This is a genomic window from Microbacterium enclense, from assembly GCF_001456955.1.
In the GTDB taxonomy this organism is placed as follows: Bacteria; Actinomycetota; Actinomycetes; order Actinomycetales; family Microbacteriaceae; genus Microbacterium; species Microbacterium enclense.
Genome location: NZ_KQ758476.1, coordinates 23,361 through 39,539, shown reverse-complemented (window position 1 = coordinate 39,539; position 16,179 = coordinate 23,361). Strand labels below are relative to the sequence as shown.

General features: G+C 70.9%; 13 protein-coding genes. 8 read left to right on the top strand and 5 right to left on the bottom strand.

From position 1 onward, the window contains the following. Positions 1-66 precede the first annotated feature (66 nt). From AS029_RS15830 to AS029_RS15820, 3 genes are read left to right on the top strand one after another with little or no spacing between them, the layout of a single operon-like run. Positions 67-1,047 carry a Bug family tripartite tricarboxylate transporter substrate binding protein gene (locus AS029_RS15830; RefSeq protein ID WP_058233563.1) on the top strand — a complete coding sequence of 327 codons (981 nt, stop codon included), beginning with the start codon at positions 67-69 and terminating at the stop codon, positions 1,045-1,047. Further along, positions 1,044-1,586 carry a tripartite tricarboxylate transporter TctB family protein gene (locus tag AS029_RS15825; RefSeq protein WP_058233562.1) on the top strand — a complete coding sequence of 181 codons (543 nt, stop codon included), beginning with the start codon at positions 1,044-1,046 and terminating at the stop codon, positions 1,584-1,586. Before AS029_RS15830 ends, AS029_RS15825 begins: the two co-directional genes overlap by 4 nt. Continuing rightward, positions 1,574-3,145 (top strand): tripartite tricarboxylate transporter permease, encoded by a 1,572-nt coding sequence (locus tag AS029_RS15820; RefSeq protein WP_058233561.1) that lies wholly within the window; start codon positions 1,574-1,576, stop codon positions 3,143-3,145. Before AS029_RS15825 ends, AS029_RS15820 begins: the two co-directional genes overlap by 13 nt. 279 nt (positions 3,146-3,424) lie before the next feature. Here the strand turns inward: AS029_RS15820 and AS029_RS15815 are convergent, their stop codons facing one another. The 3 genes from AS029_RS15815 to AS029_RS15805 form a co-directional block, all read right to left on the bottom strand. Next, positions 3,425-4,690, bottom strand: a complete 1,266-nt coding sequence (locus AS029_RS15815) for a DUF3500 domain-containing protein (protein ID WP_058233608.1) — start codon at positions 4,688-4,690, stop codon at positions 3,425-3,427. Between the two features lie 157 nt (positions 4,691-4,847). Next, complete coding sequence (locus AS029_RS15810) at positions 4,848-5,939, bottom strand: sensor histidine kinase (protein WP_058233560.1); 1,092 nt, start codon at positions 5,937-5,939, stop codon at positions 4,848-4,850. Then, the gene (locus tag AS029_RS15805; RefSeq protein WP_058233559.1) at positions 5,936-6,613 is read right to left on the bottom strand and encodes a response regulator transcription factor; all 678 of its coding nucleotides are present in this window, start codon (positions 6,611-6,613) and stop codon (positions 5,936-5,938) included. Before AS029_RS15805 ends, AS029_RS15810 begins: the two co-directional genes overlap by 4 nt. A gap of 147 nt (positions 6,614-6,760) precedes the next feature. Here AS029_RS15805 and AS029_RS15800 point away from each other — a divergent pair, with 147 nt between their 5' ends. From AS029_RS15800 to AS029_RS15790, 3 genes are all read left to right on the top strand, one after another. Next, positions 6,761-7,267 carry a hypothetical protein gene (locus tag AS029_RS15800; RefSeq protein ID WP_058233558.1) on the top strand — a complete coding sequence of 169 codons (507 nt, stop codon included), beginning with the start codon at positions 6,761-6,763 and terminating at the stop codon, positions 7,265-7,267. A 37-nt stretch (positions 7,268-7,304) separates the two neighbouring features. After that, the gene (locus tag AS029_RS15795; RefSeq protein ID WP_058233557.1) at positions 7,305-8,513 is read left to right on the top strand and encodes a cation:proton antiporter domain-containing protein; all 1,209 of its coding nucleotides are present in this window, start codon (positions 7,305-7,307) and stop codon (positions 8,511-8,513) included. A 113-nt stretch (positions 8,514-8,626) separates the two neighbouring features. Further along, positions 8,627-11,221 (top strand): bifunctional lysylphosphatidylglycerol flippase/synthetase MprF, encoded by a 2,595-nt coding sequence (locus tag AS029_RS15790; RefSeq protein ID WP_058233556.1) that lies wholly within the window; start codon positions 8,627-8,629, stop codon positions 11,219-11,221. Between the two features lie 79 nt (positions 11,222-11,300). On the opposite strand, the gene AS029_RS15785 is transcribed toward AS029_RS15790, so the two are convergent. Further along, entirely contained in the window at positions 11,301-12,740 is a 1,440-nt protein-coding gene (locus AS029_RS15785; RefSeq protein ID WP_058233555.1) for a sensor histidine kinase, read from the bottom strand. Further along, entirely contained in the window at positions 12,737-13,513 is a 777-nt protein-coding gene (locus AS029_RS15780; RefSeq protein WP_058233554.1) for a response regulator transcription factor, read from the bottom strand. The genes AS029_RS15785 and AS029_RS15780 overlap by 4 nt, the downstream gene beginning before the upstream one ends. A 77-nt stretch (positions 13,514-13,590) precedes the next feature. Between AS029_RS15780 and AS029_RS15775 the strand changes: the two genes are divergently transcribed. Continuing rightward, complete coding sequence (locus tag AS029_RS15775; RefSeq protein ID WP_058233553.1) at positions 13,591-15,045, top strand: ABC transporter permease; 1,455 nt, start codon at positions 13,591-13,593, stop codon at positions 15,043-15,045. A 25-nt stretch (positions 15,046-15,070) separates the two neighbouring features. Continuing rightward, positions 15,071-15,778, top strand: a complete 708-nt coding sequence (locus AS029_RS15770; RefSeq protein ID WP_058233552.1) for an ABC transporter ATP-binding protein — start codon at positions 15,071-15,073, stop codon at positions 15,776-15,778. The last annotated feature ends 401 nt before the right edge of the window (positions 15,779-16,179 follow it).

Here is a 16,179-nt window from a genome sequence, read left to right as displayed (position 1 = left end):
CTTGCGTTCTGGTCTTTCTTGCGCGAATAATACCGTCTACACCTCGAGTCGACGGAGACCCCAGCAATGAAGCGAGCCCTGTCTTTGGCCATCCTGGCCGTGATCACCGCGGGAACGGTGTCGGTTGCCGTCGTAGATGCGGCAGATGGAAGCAGTACCGGCGGACCGCGCAGCAACCTCACCATCGTGGTGCCCGGATCAGCCGGAGGTGGATACGACTCGCTTGCGCGTGAAGCGCAGCGCGCCCTGCGGGCGAACGGCCTCTCCGGAAACGTGCAGGTCGTCAACGTACCCGGCGCGTCAGGCACGGTCGGCCTGCAAACCGTCGCGGAGCTGAACGGAGCCGACGACACGATTCTCGTCGTCGGCTCCGCCATGGTCGGCGGCGTGGAGATCACGCAGAGCACCACCACCCTCGACGACGTCACACCGATCACGTCAGCCACGACCGATTACCCCGTCATCGTCCTCCCGGCGAATTCCCCCTATGCCGACGCTGAAGCGTTCGTCGAAGCGTGGAAGGCGGACCCGGCGGGGCACCCGATCGGCGGCGGCGCCCTGGGCAACGCTGACCACCTGGCCGTGATCGCTCTCGCTCAGGCAGTGGGCATCAGCCCCTCCGATGTGAACTACATCGCCTACTCCGGAGGCGGAGAGGTTCTCGCCTCGATCCTGTCCAACACGGTGGCAGCCGGCGTATCCGGCTACGGAGAGATCAGCGATCAGATCGCCGGCGGAACCGTCCGCGGTATCGGGATCACCTCGAACGAGCCGGTCGAGGGAATCGACATGCCCACCTTCGCCGAGCAGGGCATCGACGTCGTCATGCCCAACTGGCGAGGTTTCGTCGCCCCGCCCGGCCTCTCCGACGACCAACGCGAAGAGATCGCCGCCATCCTCGCCGAGATGTTCACAACTCCCGAATGGGCTGACGCGGTGGATCGCAACGAGTGGGAAGAGTTCATCATCACCGAGCCGGAACTCGACCTCTTCATCGACGAGCAGATCGCCAGCACAGCCACGCTCTTGAAGGAGGCAGGCGTATGACCACCACCACCCACTCCACGCAGTCCCGCACCCCGGAGGGACGCCGCTTCACGCTCGCGGGCGAACTCGTCCTCCCCGCGGTCCTCGTCGCCCTCGGCATCTTCACCGCCGTCAACACGGCAACGATGAAAGTCATCGGCAACAGCGAGATCGGGCCGCAGTTCTTCCCGACCATCATCGCCGCCCTGCTCCTGGGAACCGGACTGGCGATGGGCATCGGAGCCGTCATCACATCCCGCAGGCCCGTCGCACCGGCTCAGGCGGAAACCGAGCCGCACCCGGGCAGCGACTTCAAGACGCTGGGAATCGTCGTCGGATCGCTGGTGGTGTTCGTCATCGTCATGCCCTTCGTCGGGTGGCTCCTGTCAGCGGCAGCATTGTTCTTCACCCTCAGCTTCGCGCTGGGCAGCCGCTCGCTCGGACGGAACGTCCTCATCTCACTCGCGTTCGCAGCCATCCTGCAGATCGCATTCTCAATCGGCCTGGGCCTGAACCTGCCCACTGGTGTCATCGGAGCGGTGTCCTCATGGATCAGCTGAACAACCTCCTGGGCGGCTTCGCAGACGCCCTCACCCCCCTGAACCTGCTGTGGTTGCTCATCGGGGCACTGCTGGGTACCGCCGTCGGCGTCCTGCCCGGCCTCGGATCCGCCATGGCCGTGGCGCTCCTGCTCCCGGTCACGTTCTCCCTGGACCCCGTCGGTGCCCTGATCATGTTCGCCGGCGTCTACTACGGCGGACTCTTCGGCGACTCCATCGCCGGCATCCTCCTCAATACACCGAACAGTGCGTCCGCCATCGCAGGATCTTTCGAAGGTCATCGGATGGCGAAAGACGGACGCGCCGCCAAGGCCCTCGCCGCCAGCGCCATCGGCGACTTCACAGGGGGGCTCATCGCCACAACCCTGGTCGTGTTCTTCTCTCCGCTCATCGTGCAGCTGGCCTCCGCCTTCGGACCCGCCGAATACTTCGCTCTCGCCGTCTTCGCGTTCATCGCCATCTCGTGGGTGGTCGCGGAGTCGTTCCTCAAGGGCATCGGCGCTCTCGCCATCGGCCTCCTCATTTCGATCGTCGGCATCGACGGCGTCTCCGGCACCGCACGCTTCACACTCGGGGTGCCCCAGCTCTTCGACGGCGTATCCATCGTCGTGGTGACCGTCGGCCTTCTCGCGATGGGCGAGGTCTTCTTCCTGGCATCCCGGATCCATCGAAACCACAACCGCGCCAAGATCATCCAGACCGGCCGCCCGTGGCTGCGATGGAACGAATTCCGCGAGGCGCTTCCCGGGTGGCTGCGCGGCACGGCGATCGGCGTTCCGTTCGGTGCGATCCCCGCCGGCGGCGCGGAAGTGCCCTCCTTCCTGGCCTACACCGTCGAAAAGCGTCTGGCCAAGCGCCGCAAAGACCCCTTCTTCGGCAGCCGCGGCTCCATCCGCGGTGTCGCCGGCCCCGAAGCGGCCGGAAACGCCACCGCAGGAAGCGCCATGGGGGCACTCCTCGCGATCGGCCTGCCGACCAGCGCCACGGCGGCCATCATGCTCGCTGCATTCCGTCAGTACGGCATGCAGCCCGGCCCCCTGCTGTTCGAACGAAGCCCCGACATCGTCTGGGCACTGCTGGCCAGCCTCTTCCTCGGCCTGATCGTGCTCCTCGCACTGAACCTGCCTTTCGCCCCACTGTGGGCGAAGCTGCTGAAGATCCCCGCGGCGTACCTCTACTCCGGTATCGCGGTGCTCGCCTGCCTTGGCGTGTACTCCATCAGCGCCTCGACATTCGACCTGGTCATCTTGCTGTCTTTGGGAGCCCTCGGCTTCCTGATGCGCCGGTTCGACATGCCCATCGCTCCCGTGCTCATCGGCGTCATCCTGGGACCGCTCGCCGAGACGGAATTCCGCCGCGCCGTGAGCGTCGGCGAGGGTGACCCCCTGTTCTTCATCACCAGCCCGTTCACCATCGCGCTCTACTCGGTGCTCGCCCTCGGCGCCGTGATCATCACCGTGCTGTCCCTCCGCCGCCGCGGCGGAGCGAAGCAGATGATGATGGAAGACCTGGAGAGCGACCAGCCCGAACAGGACACGGTTTCGACGCCCTCCCGCTGACGACTCCCAAACGCCGAACGGCCCATCCGCGTGGATGGGCCGTTCGGCGTTCCCGCGTTCTGCTCCGCCGGAAACCCGTCGTTCGCTTCTTTCGGCGCGAAAGGCGTATGCATCAGGGTGTCCGCGGCGAACGCGATCCGGGCACCCAGCGCGTCGGGGGTGCGCGCGAGCCACGGCACGAGAGACTGCGCGCGGCCTCTGAGTGCCAGGCAGGTGCCGCATCGTGACGAGAACGGCCGGCTCCTCGGGTGAGAGCCGGCCGTCCGTTCGGGGAGGCGATCAGGCGCCGGGAGCGCCGCCGCCCGGGCCGCCCGCCATGCCGGTGGCGGCTTGCTGGGTGACGCTGTTGGCGTAGTCGTTGGTGGGGTCGCGGTAGATGGTGTGCACGTGGCCCCAGCCCGAGGTGGTGACGCCGTCGACGTCGGCGCCGGCCGAGCCCTGCTGGGCCTGGAAGGCGATGTAGACGTTGGGTCCTGAGATCGAGAAGTTGATGCCGTTCCCGGTGGTCATGTCGTAGACCGTTTCGCCCGACCAGGCGATGACGGTCGTGTCGAGGGTGGCTTCGATCTTCGCCAGGGCGTCGGCGGTGGTCTGCTCGTCGGCCATGCCGGCCCAGTTGGCGATGAGGTTCAGCAACAGCTGCTTCTGCTCGTCGGTGAGATCGGCACCGGTCAGACCCGAGCCGCTGGGGTAGTCGCAGGTGTCGCCGGGCGCGCACATGGTGACATCGCCCGAGGTGAGAGTGGCCTGCTGCTCGGCGGTGAGGCTGTCGAAGAACGCGAAGGCGTCGCTGTAGATGTATTGGAACGACTGGATCTCGGTGCCGGAATCATCGGTGAAGTCGGCCGGCTGCATACCGAGGTGGGTGGGGGCGAAGGTGATGGCATCCGTCGATCCGTCGAGGGTGGCGTTGATGCCGAGGTGGTCCCCGCCGAACTGCACCTCGAACGCGGTCGTGTCGGAGGGGTCGCCGAAGAAGGCGATGTAGTACTGGCCCAGCACGTCGGCGTCGGTGGAGCTGGAGTACTCCGAGAGGTAGGAGTCACCGGCCATGATGTTGCTGACGGTCTCGTACGCCTCGTCGCTGAGCAGCGACTCGAGCACCTTCAGCGCGGCGGTCTTCTGCTCGTCGGTGAGGTCGGCGAGGTTCAGGCCCGCGCGCTCCACGAACGTGATGGGGAAGTTCGACCACGACGTGGTCTTGGTCTCGTCGTCGTAGGCGTAGAGCACCGCGTCGCGCTGTTCATCGGACAGCGTGGCGAGGAACGCCTCGGCCGCGGCAGTGGTGTCGGCGATCGTCTCGGCCGTCGTGGTGGCCGACGTGCCGTCGCTGTCGGTGGTGGTGGTCGTGGCGGTGGCGGATGCCGAGGCGGAGACCGAGGTCGTCGGGGTCGCGGTGCTGGTGGCCTCGACCGTCGTCGCACATCCCGTGAGAGCGATCGACATCAGGGCGACGCCGGCGGCCAGCGTGGTGAGGGGGCGAGCGCGGCGGACGGAGGAGTCGGCGGCGGGGCGGCGGAAGCGTGAGAGGAAGTTCGTGTGCATGTCCATGATGGTGGCGGCGTCACCCAAACGCGCCCCTCATCGAACCTTGGGCGTTCCTATGAGACGCCGAGCGATCACGGGTCGTCGTCGCAGTGACCCCGCAGCTGAACCCACGCCGGCGATGAGAGGCGACGGGCCGCTTCCGGGACGGGACTCGTCAGCCGACCGGACCGGTCACCGGAAGACGCAGCTCGATCGCGTACCCGCCATCGCCCTCGGGACCGGCGCGGAACGTGCCGCCGAGCATCTGCGCACGCTCGGAGAGACCGAGGTGGCCCAGACGCGCCGTCGCGGCCACCGGCGCCGGCCGTTCGCGCGCGGCGTCGTTGCTCACCCGCAGCAGCACGCTCCCGTCGACCAACGAAGCACCGACCCGCACCCGCGCCCCCGGAGCGTGCTTTCGGGCGTTCGTCAGGCCCTCCTGCACGGCGCGGTACACGGCGCGCTGCACGACCGGGGGAAGGCCGTCGGGAAGCGAGACGGATGCGTCGACGCCTCCGTCGGCCGCCTCGAGCAGCGCGGGCAGGTGCTCGAGGGTGGGCTGCGGGGTGAGAGGGGCCGCCTCCGGCGCGTCGGTGCGCAGCACCAGCAGCATCTGCCGCAGTTCGGTGAGCGTCGTGGCGGCGAGCACACGGATGGTGTCGGCCGTCTCGACCACGTCGGGGTCGTCCTTGCGCACCATCAACGCGCCCGCCTGCACAGTGATCAGGCTGACCTGGTGCGAGACCACGTCGTGCATCTCGCGGGCCAGGTGCGCGCGTTCCTCCGCGACGGCCTCGCGGGCGGCGAGCCGGGTCTCCTCCTCGCGAGCGCGCCGCAGCTCGTCGAGGCTCGCCGCCAGCCGGGCGCGGCTGCGGCGCAGGCGTCCGATCGCGAGCGCTCCGCCCGAGGTCATCGAGGCGTACACGAGGGCGAGCACCACGTCGTCGAGCGAGGCGAACTCCTCCCACGACAGCGCCAGTCCGAGGAAGGTCGCCGCGGTGGTCGCCGCCACGACCGTGGTCGACCGCACGCGCGAGGCGACCGAGTACAGGGCGATGACCGACGCGATCGGGCCCGCGGTCAGGAAGAGAGCGGGCAGGGCGAGAGCCACCGACACCACCGGAAGGCGACGTCGCAGGAACAAGCCGAGCGCGGCCACCAGGGTCAGCCCGAGCTCGAGAGCGCTGGTCGTGTAGAGATTCAGGATGCCGTCGACCGCGGCCACCGCGACGAGCGCGATGTCGATCAGCACGGCGCGCCGCGTCATCCGACACCGTCCCCGTCGCGCAGCAGACCCGCGCGCTCGGCCACGAGCGCCGCCGACACCCGACCCTCGACCCCGAGCTTGCCGAGGATCGTGCTGATGTGCGCCTTGACGGTCGCCGGGCTGAGGAACATCGCCGCACCGATCTGGATGTTCGACAACCCTCGGCCGAGGTGCACGAGGATCTCCTTCTCGCGGTCGGTGAGCGCGGCGACGAGACCGGCGTCCGCACCCGCCTCGGGTCGCAGGTACCCCGCGACGACCGCCCGGCTCACGGTGGGCGAGAACACCACGCCACCCCCGTGCAGCGTGCGCACCAGCTGAGGGAGCTGGCGCGGGTCGGTGTCCTTGACGAGGAATCCCGCCGCACCCGCCTCGAGGGCCGCCGCGATGTGATCGTCGGAGTCGAAGGTGGTGAGAATCGCCACGGTCATGTCCCACCCCCGCGAGCGGATCTCGCGCAGCACCTCCAACCCGTCTCGTCCCGGCATCCGGATGTCGAGCAGCACCACGTCGGGGCGCGCGTCGGCCAGCACGTCGAGGGCGTCGACGCCGTCGGCCGTGCCCACCACCTCGATGTCGGACGCGGCGTCGAGGATGTAGCGGAAGCCCGAACGGATGAGGGCCTCATCGTCGACGACGACGACGCGGATGGGGGCGGCGACGGGGGATGCCATTCGCCCAGGGTATGCAGTCGGGGCTGGGCTCGGGGGCGCGGTGACGTCGTGTACCCGAACGGACCGGCGCCTACCCGTTCGGCCGGTCCGCCGCCGTGGGTCGACTTGCGACAGTGGAGGAGTCCCGCCACCGATCGGAGGAGAACAGTGAGCCCCTCTCGTGCACCGCAGGTCGTCGCGGCCGCCCGCGCTCGGCGCAATCTCGTGCTCGGCGGCATCGCCCTGGCCGTCGCCGTCGTCGTCAGCGTCGTGGTCGTCACGGCCGTCCCGCTCGGCTTGCGCGGACAGGGAGTGGCGCAGATCCAGGCGGCGACCGAGCCGCGCGCAGCTGCCGACACCGGCGTCCGCGCGGTCGCGGATCTGCGCACCGCACCGATCGCCTCGCTCGGCGCCGACGCGACGGCCACGCTCGAGCTGGTGGGCGACTCCGCGGGGCGGGCCCGCCTGGCGCTCCCGCGCGACGAGGGCTGGGTCGACGCCGGTCATCGCATCGCGTTGAGCCGCACCGACGCCGCCGACGGGGTCGTCTTCCGCGTGAGCGCGCGCGACTCCCGGCAGGATGGTCACCGAGAACCCGTGATCGTCCGGCTGACCGTGTCGCAGGGACTCCTTCCCGACATCGCCGACCTCGAGGTCGATCTCACCCCCAGTTGAGGTCTCCCCTCGCCCTCTCACCGCTCTGGAGCACGACGTGTCCGTCCCCCTTCTCGTCATCGGACTCGCGCTGCTCGTGTGGGCGCTGTGGAGCCGGGTGTTCCGCAAGGCCACCGTCAACGGCCCCATCGTGATGACCGCGCTGGGCCTGCTCGGCGGTGCGCTGCTGCCGGCCCAGGCGCCGCTGTTCCTGGAGTCGAAGGCGACGCTCTTCTTCGCCGAGATCGTGCTCGCCTATCTGCTCTTCGTCGACGCCCTCGAGGTACGAGGGTCGATGCGGTCGCATTTCACCGGCGTGCCCGCACGACTGCTGGGCATCGGTCTGCCGCTGTCGCTGGTCCTCGTTCTCGCGGTCGGGCTCGTCCTGCCGCTCGGACTGTCGATCGCGGTCATCCTGGCGATCGCCTGCATCTCGGTCCCCGCCGACTTCTCTCCCGAGACCTCGCTCGTGCGTGACGAGCGCGTCCCGGCGCGCGTGCGGCGCTGGCTGAGCATCGAGAGCGGCTACAACGACGGCCTCGTCTCGCCGTTCCTCCTGGGGGCCGTCGCCTTCGCCTCGGCGGGTTCGTCGAGCGACGCCGGTCGCGCGTTCACCGTCGCCGCCCCGGCCGGGCTGATCGCCATCGCCGTCGGCGCCGTCGCCGGCGCCGCGATCGGCGCGGCCATCCGGTTCGCCGACCGCCGGGGCTGGACCGAACCGCAGAGCATGCGCATTGCCTTCATCGCCGCGCCCCTCGTGGTGTTCGGCCTCGCCCTGATGCTCCAGGGCAACGGCTTCGTCGCCGTCTTCGTCGCGGGAGTCGCGGTACGCCTCACCCGCGGTACCGACGTGCTCGTCGCGGCCGAGATCGCGCTGCTCGAAGACCTCTCCTGGCTGCTGAACCTGCTGCTGTGGCTCGCCTTCGGGTTCGCGTCGATCATCCTGCTGAGCGAGACCTACGACTGGTGGCCCGCCATCGTCCTCGCCCTGGTCGCCCTCACCCTCGGCCGTTTCCTCCCCGTCCTGCTGGCGCTCGTCGGCAGCGAGGCCACCGCCAAGGAGCGCCTGTTCGTCGCCGCCATGGGGCCCCGGGGCGCGGCATCCATCGTCTTCGGCCTGATCGCGGCGAACGCGCTGCCCGGTGAGGAGGGCTTCCTCGTGCTGGCGGCCACCTGCATGGTCGTGCTCGGCAGCGTCGTGCTGCACGGGGTCGCCGGACCGCTCATGGTGCGGCGCCTGTGGCCGGCGAAGACCGCCGTGCGGTGAGCCGTCCGGCCCGAACCGCGGCACCCGATCGGACGCGCTGCCCCGCCGTCCGGCCGATGACCGCGGCCCGGCCCGCAGAAAGGATGAGAACGGATGCCGGAGCCTCGGCGTCCGTGTCGAACGGAGAGCCGATGTCGCCGGTGTCGTCCCCCACGGTGTCCGCCCCCGCACCGGCGGTTCCGGCCGCGCCGCAACCGACGGCACCACGCGGTGACGCGCACCGCCTCGCCGCGACCGCCTCGCCCGGTCGACTCACCGCTCTTCTGCGACGTCACGTCGGAACCCTGTCGATCGCGGCGCTGCTGATCGTCACCGGTACCGTCTCGATCGCCACCCCCGGCGGTGGGACGCCCGGCGCGTCGTTCGACGTACGCGAGATGCTGCTCTCGCTCGTACGCGTCGACGATCCGCTCGCCCTCGTCGTCGTCCTCGCCCTCGCCCTCGTCGTGTGCGTCGCCGCCGAGGCCGTGATGGGCACACGGCGGTTGCTCGCGGCGTTCTTCGGCGGCGGCCTCGTCGTCGGCGTGCTCGGACGCGTGCTCGCGGCGTTCGAAGAGAACGTCATCCCCGTCGTGCCCCTGAACGCCCCGCCGACCGCGGGGGCGCCTCCCCTCGCCGCGCTCCTCACCGTCGCGCTGGCCGCCAGCTGCTTCGCGGCACCGCGGTGGCGCCGGCGCGTCCGCCTCATCGGCGTGGTGTTCGCCGTGACGCTCTTCCTCTACGCCGCCTCGGCCGGCGACATGTACGCGCTCATCGCCCTTCCCGTCGGCGCCGGTGCGGGACTGCTGATGGGCGGCACCCGTTCCGCCGGCGTCCTGCGCAGCTCCCGGAGCGAGCAGCGGGTGCTTCTGGCCGCGTTGACCGTCGTGTTCGCCGTGGGTCCGGTCGTCGCGACCGTCTGGGGCTCGGGCGCCGGCCTGCTCTCGGTGTACGGCTGGCTCTCCTACGACCCCCTCGCGTCGACCGGCGGAACGGTGTGCGCGATCGGCTCCGACGCGGCGCCGTGTGCGCTGCCGCTGCGCGACTACGCCGAGCTGCAGCCCTGGGCGGGGTGGATCGCAGCCCTGCCGCAGGTGGTCCTGCTGATCGCGGCCTGGGGCATCCTGCGCGGTCGCCGCGGCGCCCTGCACCTCGCGGTCGCGATGAACCTGCTGACCGTCGTGGCGATGACGGCGGTGATCGCCCTCACCGAGACCGACACGCTCCGGCAGCTCGCCGATGCCCGCTCGGGCTACGCGGCCATCGACGTGTGGCAGACCCTGCTCGGCATGGTCGTCGGTGCGCTCCTGCCCCTCGCGGCCGCCCTCGTGCTCATCCGGTTCCGCTCCGCCGCGCAGATCGCGTCCGCCCCTGCCGTCCGTCGACGCTTCGTCGCGACGCTCGCCATCGCGGCGGGGGGAACGCTGGTGCTGGCGGTGTTCGGCATCCTGACCTTCTCGAGCGGGTTCCGGCCGTGGCCGAGCCTTCCCGCCGTGCTGGCGACGCTTCCGCTCCGGCTCCTCCCCCCGTCGCTGCTGCCGAGCGAGGCGCTGTCGTTCGTCCCGGTCACCGTCGAAGCCCAGGCCACGTGGTACCTGCTGCCGCTGGCGTTCTGGGTCGTCGTCATCGGCGCCACCGTCCGCTTCGTCGTGGGTTCCCGCGCGACCGCCGGCGCACCCGACCGTGAGCGGGCCCAGGCGCTGCTCGCCGCCGGCTCCGGCGACACCCTCGCCCACATGACCCTGTGGGAGGGCAACTCGTACTGGTTGGCGGCCGACGTCGAGGCGGCCATCGCCTACCGGGTGCGCGGTCGGTTCGCCGTCACCCTCGGCGGTCCGTTCGGGCCCGACCGCGACGACCCCGCCCTGGCGGCCGCGTTCGTGGACTTCTGCGAGGAGCGCGGATGGACGCCGGTGTTCTACAGCGTCGACGACGCCGACCGCGCGCGACTGGCATTCCTGGGCTGGCATGAGCTGCGCGTCGCCGAGGAGGCGTCGCTCGACCCGCAGACGTGGATGCCGACCGGCAAGAAGCGTCAAGACGTCCGCACGGCCACGAACCGCGCCGAACGCGAGGGGGTCACGGCCGAATGGACCCGCTGGAGCGCCGTGAGCGTGGTCGCGCGCGCCCAGATCCGCGACATCTCGGAGGCGTGGGTCGCCGACAAGACCATCCCCGAGATGGAGTTCACGCTCGGCTCCACCGACCAGCTCGCCGACCCCGCCGTGCGCCTCCTGCTCGCGCGCGACGCCCATGATCGCATCGTGGCCTTCACCAGCTGGATCCCCGTCCACCGCGACGGTGCCGTGGCGGGCTACGCGCTCGATGTGATGCGTCGCCGCGAGGGGGCGATGAACGGTGTCATGGAGTTCCTGATCGGCCGGGCCGTCGAGCAGCTCCGCGCCGACGGCATGACGGTGATGAGCCTCTCGGGCTCCCCGCTCGCCCGGCACGATGCCGTCGACGACGGCGACCGCAGCTCGATCGAGCGCGGACTCGACGTGCTCAGCGCCCTTCTCGAACCCGCCTACGGCTTCCGGTCGCTGGCGACGTTCAAGAAGAAGTTCCAGCCCGAGTTCTCCCCGCTGTGGATGGTCTCCCCCGATCCGGCGCTCCTGCCCGCGATCGGCGTCGCGCTCGTGCGCTGCTACATCCCCGGTCTCACCCTGCGCGGTGCGGTGCAGCTCACCGCCGCGCTGCGCCGCTCGCGAGAGACGATCTCGGCGTGAGCACGCACCACGGCCGTCCGCGCTCCGCCGCTCGCGCGAGACGACCTCGGCGTGAGCACGCACCACGACCGCCCGCGCCTCACGCGGGCAGCCGCACCTCGAACACCGTCCGCCCGGGCTCGCTCTCGACCGCGATCGTGCCGCCGTGCGCCTCGGTGATCGCCTGCGCGATCGAGAGTCCGAGGCCGGTGCTCCCGGCATCCCGGTTCCGGGCGTCGTCGGCGCGAGCGAAGCGGTCGAACAGCCGGTCGGCCACACCCGGGTCGATGCCCGGGCCGGTGTCGGCCACCCGCAGCACCGCTTCGGCTCCCTCGCGCGCGAGCGAGAGTGTCACCGTCGTCCCGGCCGGGGTGTGCGTCTGGGCGTTGCGCAGCAGGTTGGCCACGACCTGGCGCAACCGGTTCTCGTCACCGGTCACCGAGATGAGGTCGTCGGTGACGTCGAGCCGCCATTCGTGCGTCGCATCCGCCGCCTGCGCGTCGGTGACCGCGTCGACGGCGAGCAGCGTGAGCTCGACCTCCTCGCGGCGCAGCGGCTGACCGGCATCCAACCGTGCCAGCAGGAGCAGGTCGTCGACGAGGGATGCCATGCGCCGGGCCTCCGACTCGATCCGGTCGAACGAGCGGGCCTGGGTCGGCGTCATCGGCGCGTCTTCCCCGAGCGAGAGCTGCGCGTAACCGCGGATGCTCGCCAGGGGCGTGCGCAGTTCGTGACTGGCATCCGCGATGAAGCGCCGCAGCTGGTCCTCGCTGTGCTGTCGTGCGGCGAGGGAGGACTGCACGTGTCCGAGCAACTCGTTGAGCGAGGACCCCACCCGGCCGACCTCGGTCGCCGCGTCGGTGTCGGCGGGTTCGACCCGGTCGGGGATGTCGACGCTGCCCGCGCTGAGCGACAGGGTCGACACGCGTTGCGCGACCCCCGCCACCCGGTCGAGCGGGCGCAGGCTCCGTCGGACGAAGAGCGACAGGCCCAGCACCGCGATGAGCAGCGTCACCGCCGAGACGGCGACGAGGATGACCGTCAACGCCGAGGTGGTGGCGGTGACGTCGGACTGCGAGCTGCCCGCGACGACGGTGGAGCCGTCGTCGACGGCCGCGGCCACGCGGAAGGCGCCGAGGTCGCCGCCGAGATCGACGGTGGTGGGCGTGCGATCGGTGGGCACCGCGCGCAGCAGCGCGATCTGCTCCTCGCTGAGCGCGACCTGCGTCCCGTCCGCCCGCGTGTATCCAGACCGTTCGACGGTGCCGTCGCCGCCGATCACCGCCTGCAGGGTGCCGACGCGTTGCGCCGGGCCGTCGTCATCCGCCCCCGACGGTCGTGAGCCGCCGCCGGGTGGCGAGAAGCCGTCGCGCCCGACGGCGAACGACAGGCCCTCGCTCACCTGCTGGTCGAGGCGGTCGAGCGTGAAGGAGCGCAGCGCCACGATCGTCGCCAGGCTCATCACGACGAACGCCAGGGCGACCAGCACACTGGCGCCGACGACGAGGGTTCGGCGAAGCGTCCAGCGGGCGCGTGTCATGACGCCTTGATGGTGTAGCCGACCCCGCGCACGGTGTGGATCAGGGGCTCGCCGAGCGTGTCGATCTTCTTGCGCAGGTACGAGATGTAGATCTCCACGACGCTGCCGTTGCCGCCGAAGTCGTAGCTCCACACCTGATCGAGGATCTGCGCCTTGCTGAGCACCCGGCGCGGATTCTGCATGAGGTAGCGGAGGAGCTCGAACTCCTTCGCGGTGAGTTTGATCGGGATGCCGCCGCGCTCGACCTCGTACGACTCCTCGTCGAGCGTCAGGTCGCCGACGCGCAGCCGAGGATCGGCGTCGGCGACGGCCGCGACGTGCCGACGGGCCATGCCGCGCAGCCGCACGACGACCTCTTCGAGGTTGAAGGGCTTGGTGACGTAGTCGTCGGCCCCCGCCGAGATGCCGGCGATGCGATCCTCGACGGCGTCCTTGGCCGTCAGGAACAGCACCGGCACGTCGTTGCCCGCCGCGCGGATGCGCGCGAGCAGTTCCATGCCGTCGAGCCCCGGCATCATGATGTCGAGCACGAGCAGGTCGGGGGCGAACTCGCGGATGACGTTCAGCGCCTCCTGACCGTTCGCGGCGGTACGGGCCTCCCATCCTTCGTTCTGCAGCGCCATGCGCAGCAGGTCGCTGAGGTTGGCTTCGTCGTCGACGACGACGGCGCGGATGGGCGAGCCGTCGGGTCGGGTGAGGGGGGCGGGGCGGGAGGTCACGAGGCCAGCATGCACGCTCCCAGCCGCCCGAGTCACGCGACATACGCGCTTCATAGAAACGGTGAGGGAACGGTGAGGGTGCCGTTCGTACGTTTGGGGCACGGCCGCACCCCGCGTCCGGAAGGAGAAGCATGTACGGCACCTACCTGCGGCGCGAACTCGCCGGCCGCACCAAACAGACCGTGATCGTCGCGGTCGGACTCGCGATCGCGATCGCCCTCGTCATCGTCGTCAACGCCCTCTCGGCGGGCGTGCGCGACGCCCAGTCGCAGGCCCTGTCGTCGGTCTACGGCGTCGGCACCGACCTCACCGTCACCGGCGCGCAGAGCGAACCGGGACAGGGCGGCGGCGGCCCGCGCTTCGACTTCGGCGCCGACGACGGCGCCACCAGCGACGGCACGACGACCCTCAGCCAGTCGCGGCTGATGACCGACGTGCGACGGGGCACGCTCGACGCCTCCACGGTCTCGACCGTCGCCGGGCTCGACGGCGTCTCGGCGGCCACCGGCGCGCTGTCGCTGACCAACACCACGTTCTCGGGACAGATGCCCGACCGCAGCGCCACCCAGGGCCAGGACCAGCAGATGGGCGAGCCCCCGGCGGGCGGTGGTCCCGGCGGCGACGGCGGCAGCGCCTTCGGCATCGACTCGTTCAGCGTGCTCGGCGTCGACCCCGCGGCATCCGTCGGTCCCCTCTCGGCGGTCACCGTCAGCGAGGGCCGCGCGCTCGACGCGTCCGACGCCGGCGCGAATGTCGCCGTCGTCGACGCCACCTACGCCGCGAGCGCGGGACTCGCCGTCGGCGGCACGGTCGACGTGGCCGGCACCGCGGTGCAGATCGTCGGCATCGTGGCATCGTCTTCGGCCGAGGCCGACACCGCCGCGAACGTGTACCTGCCGCTCGATGTCGCCCAGGGTCTGGCCGGTGTGGGTGACGTCGTGTCGACCGTGTACGTGCAGGCCTCGTCGGCGGATGCCATCGACGCGGTGCAGGGCGAGATCGCCGCCGCGCTGCCCGATGCCACCGTCAGCTCGCAGTCCGAGCTCGCCGCGACCGTCTCGGGCTCGCTGTCGAGCGCGTCGTCGATGATCTCGAACCTCGGCACCTGGCTGTCGATCGTGGTCCTGCTGGTCGCCCTGGCCCTCGCCGTCCTGTTCACCATCTCCGGCGTCACCCGCCGCACGCGGGAGTTCGGCACCCTCAAGGCCATCGGATGGTCGAACGGCCGCATCGTGCGCCAGGTCGCGGGCGAGTCCCTCGCCCAGGGCCTGCTCGGCGGCATCGCCGGTCTGATCCTCGGGCTCGGCGGCATCCTGCTGGTCAACGTGATCTCGCCGACCGTCTCGGTGTCGTCGGCGACCTCGGCCGGCCCCGGCGGTCAGGGCGGACCCGGTGCGGGCGGCCCCGGCGGCTTCGGCCAGGCCGCCGCGCAGGCCACCGACATCGTGCTCAGTGCGCCGGTGACCCCCGTGGTCGTGGTGGCCGCCGTCGGTATCGCCGTCCTCGGTGGTGTGCTCGCCGGCGCCTTCGGCGGATGGCGCGCCGCCCGCCTCAGCCCCGCTGCCGCCCTCCGCTCGGTCGCCTGACCGGCACCCCTTCGAAGGAGACATCATGACTCTCACCGCCCCCACCCTCACCACCACCGCCTACCGTCTGCAGGGTGTGACCCGCACCTACCGCCAGCGCGATCGCACCGTGCAGGCCCTGGCCGGCGTCGACCTCGACATCGCCGCGGGCGACTTCGTCACCATCCAGGGACCCACCGGCGGCGGCAAATCGACGCTGCTGCAGATGCTCGGCGCCCTCGACCGCCCCACGAGCGGGTCGGTGATGCTCGGTGACGTCGACATCGCCGCAGCCTCGAACGCCGACCTGTCGCGCGTGCGAGCCGAGCAGATCGGTTTCGTGTTCCAGGGCTTCAACCTCATCCCCACCCTGACCGCCGCCGAGAACGTCGACATGGGCCTCGAGCCGCTCGGTCTCGACCGGGCTGAGCGTCGCCGGCGCGTGACCGAGTCCCTTCAGCGCGTCGGCCTCGACGATCGCGCCGACCACCGGCCCGGCGAGCTGTCGGGCGGTCAGCAGCAGCGCGTCGCGATCGCCCGCGCCGTCGCGAAGCAGCCCAGCGTGCTGCTCGCCGACGAGCCGACCGGCAACCTCGACGAGCGCATGCGCGACGAGATCCTCGACGTGCTCGAGCAGTTGAACGCCGAGGGGCTGACGCTCGTCGTGGTCACGCACGACTCCGCGGTCGCCCGCCGTGCCCGTCGCCGCCTGCGACTGGCGAAGGGCGTGGTGACCGACATCACCCGCGACTGACCGCCGGCGCTCTCGTGACGAGCGGAGGGCCAGGGGCGAGGGGAGGACTAATCCCCGGCATCCCGCCCTCCCTTCCCCCCATCCCCTCCGCTCGTCACGCCCGCCGCCCCAAGCCAGCCCACACCGCCCCGCGACGAGCCCGCCGAACCCACCCCGCGACGAGCGGAGGATTCGGGGCGAAGGGAGGACAAATCCCCGGCATCCCGCCCTCCCCTCCCCCCATCCCCTCCGCTCATCACGCTCGACGCCACCGCGAGCCGCACACCCCAGACCCGGATGCCACGACCTCCGCACACCGCCCACCCCACGCACCTGCAGCGACCAGCTCCTCCGCCCCACACGTCAAGACCCGCCCGACCCACGGCATCCGCCCCCTACAGTCGAGACACGACGACCGAGGG

Coding starts and splice junctions, on each gene's coding strand:
- AS029_RS15815 (WP_058233608.1), bottom strand. CDS start 4,690: ATGCACACGAACTTCCTCTCACGCTTCCGCCGCCCCGCCGCCGACTCC.
- AS029_RS15825 (WP_058233562.1), top strand. CDS start 1,044: ATGACCACCACCACCCACTCCACGCAGTCCCGCACCCCGGAGGGACGC.
- AS029_RS15805 (WP_058233559.1), bottom strand. CDS start 6,613: ATGGCATCCCCCGTCGCCGCCCCCATCCGCGTCGTCGTCGTCGACGAT.
- AS029_RS15820 (WP_058233561.1), top strand. CDS start 1,574: ATGGATCAGCTGAACAACCTCCTGGGCGGCTTCGCAGACGCCCTCACC.
- AS029_RS15810 (WP_058233560.1), bottom strand. CDS start 5,939: ATGACGCGGCGCGCCGTGCTGATCGACATCGCGCTCGTCGCGGTGGCC.
- AS029_RS15775 (WP_058233553.1), top strand. CDS start 13,591: ATGTACGGCACCTACCTGCGGCGCGAACTCGCCGGCCGCACCAAACAG.
- AS029_RS15830 (WP_058233563.1), top strand. CDS start 67: ATGAAGCGAGCCCTGTCTTTGGCCATCCTGGCCGTGATCACCGCGGGA.
- AS029_RS15770 (WP_058233552.1), top strand. CDS start 15,071: ATGACTCTCACCGCCCCCACCCTCACCACCACCGCCTACCGTCTGCAG.
- AS029_RS15785 (WP_058233555.1), bottom strand. CDS start 12,740: ATGACACGCGCCCGCTGGACGCTTCGCCGAACCCTCGTCGTCGGCGCC.
- AS029_RS15780 (WP_058233554.1), bottom strand. CDS start 13,513: ATGAAGCGCGTATGTCGCGTGACTCGGGCGGCTGGGAGCGTGCATGCT.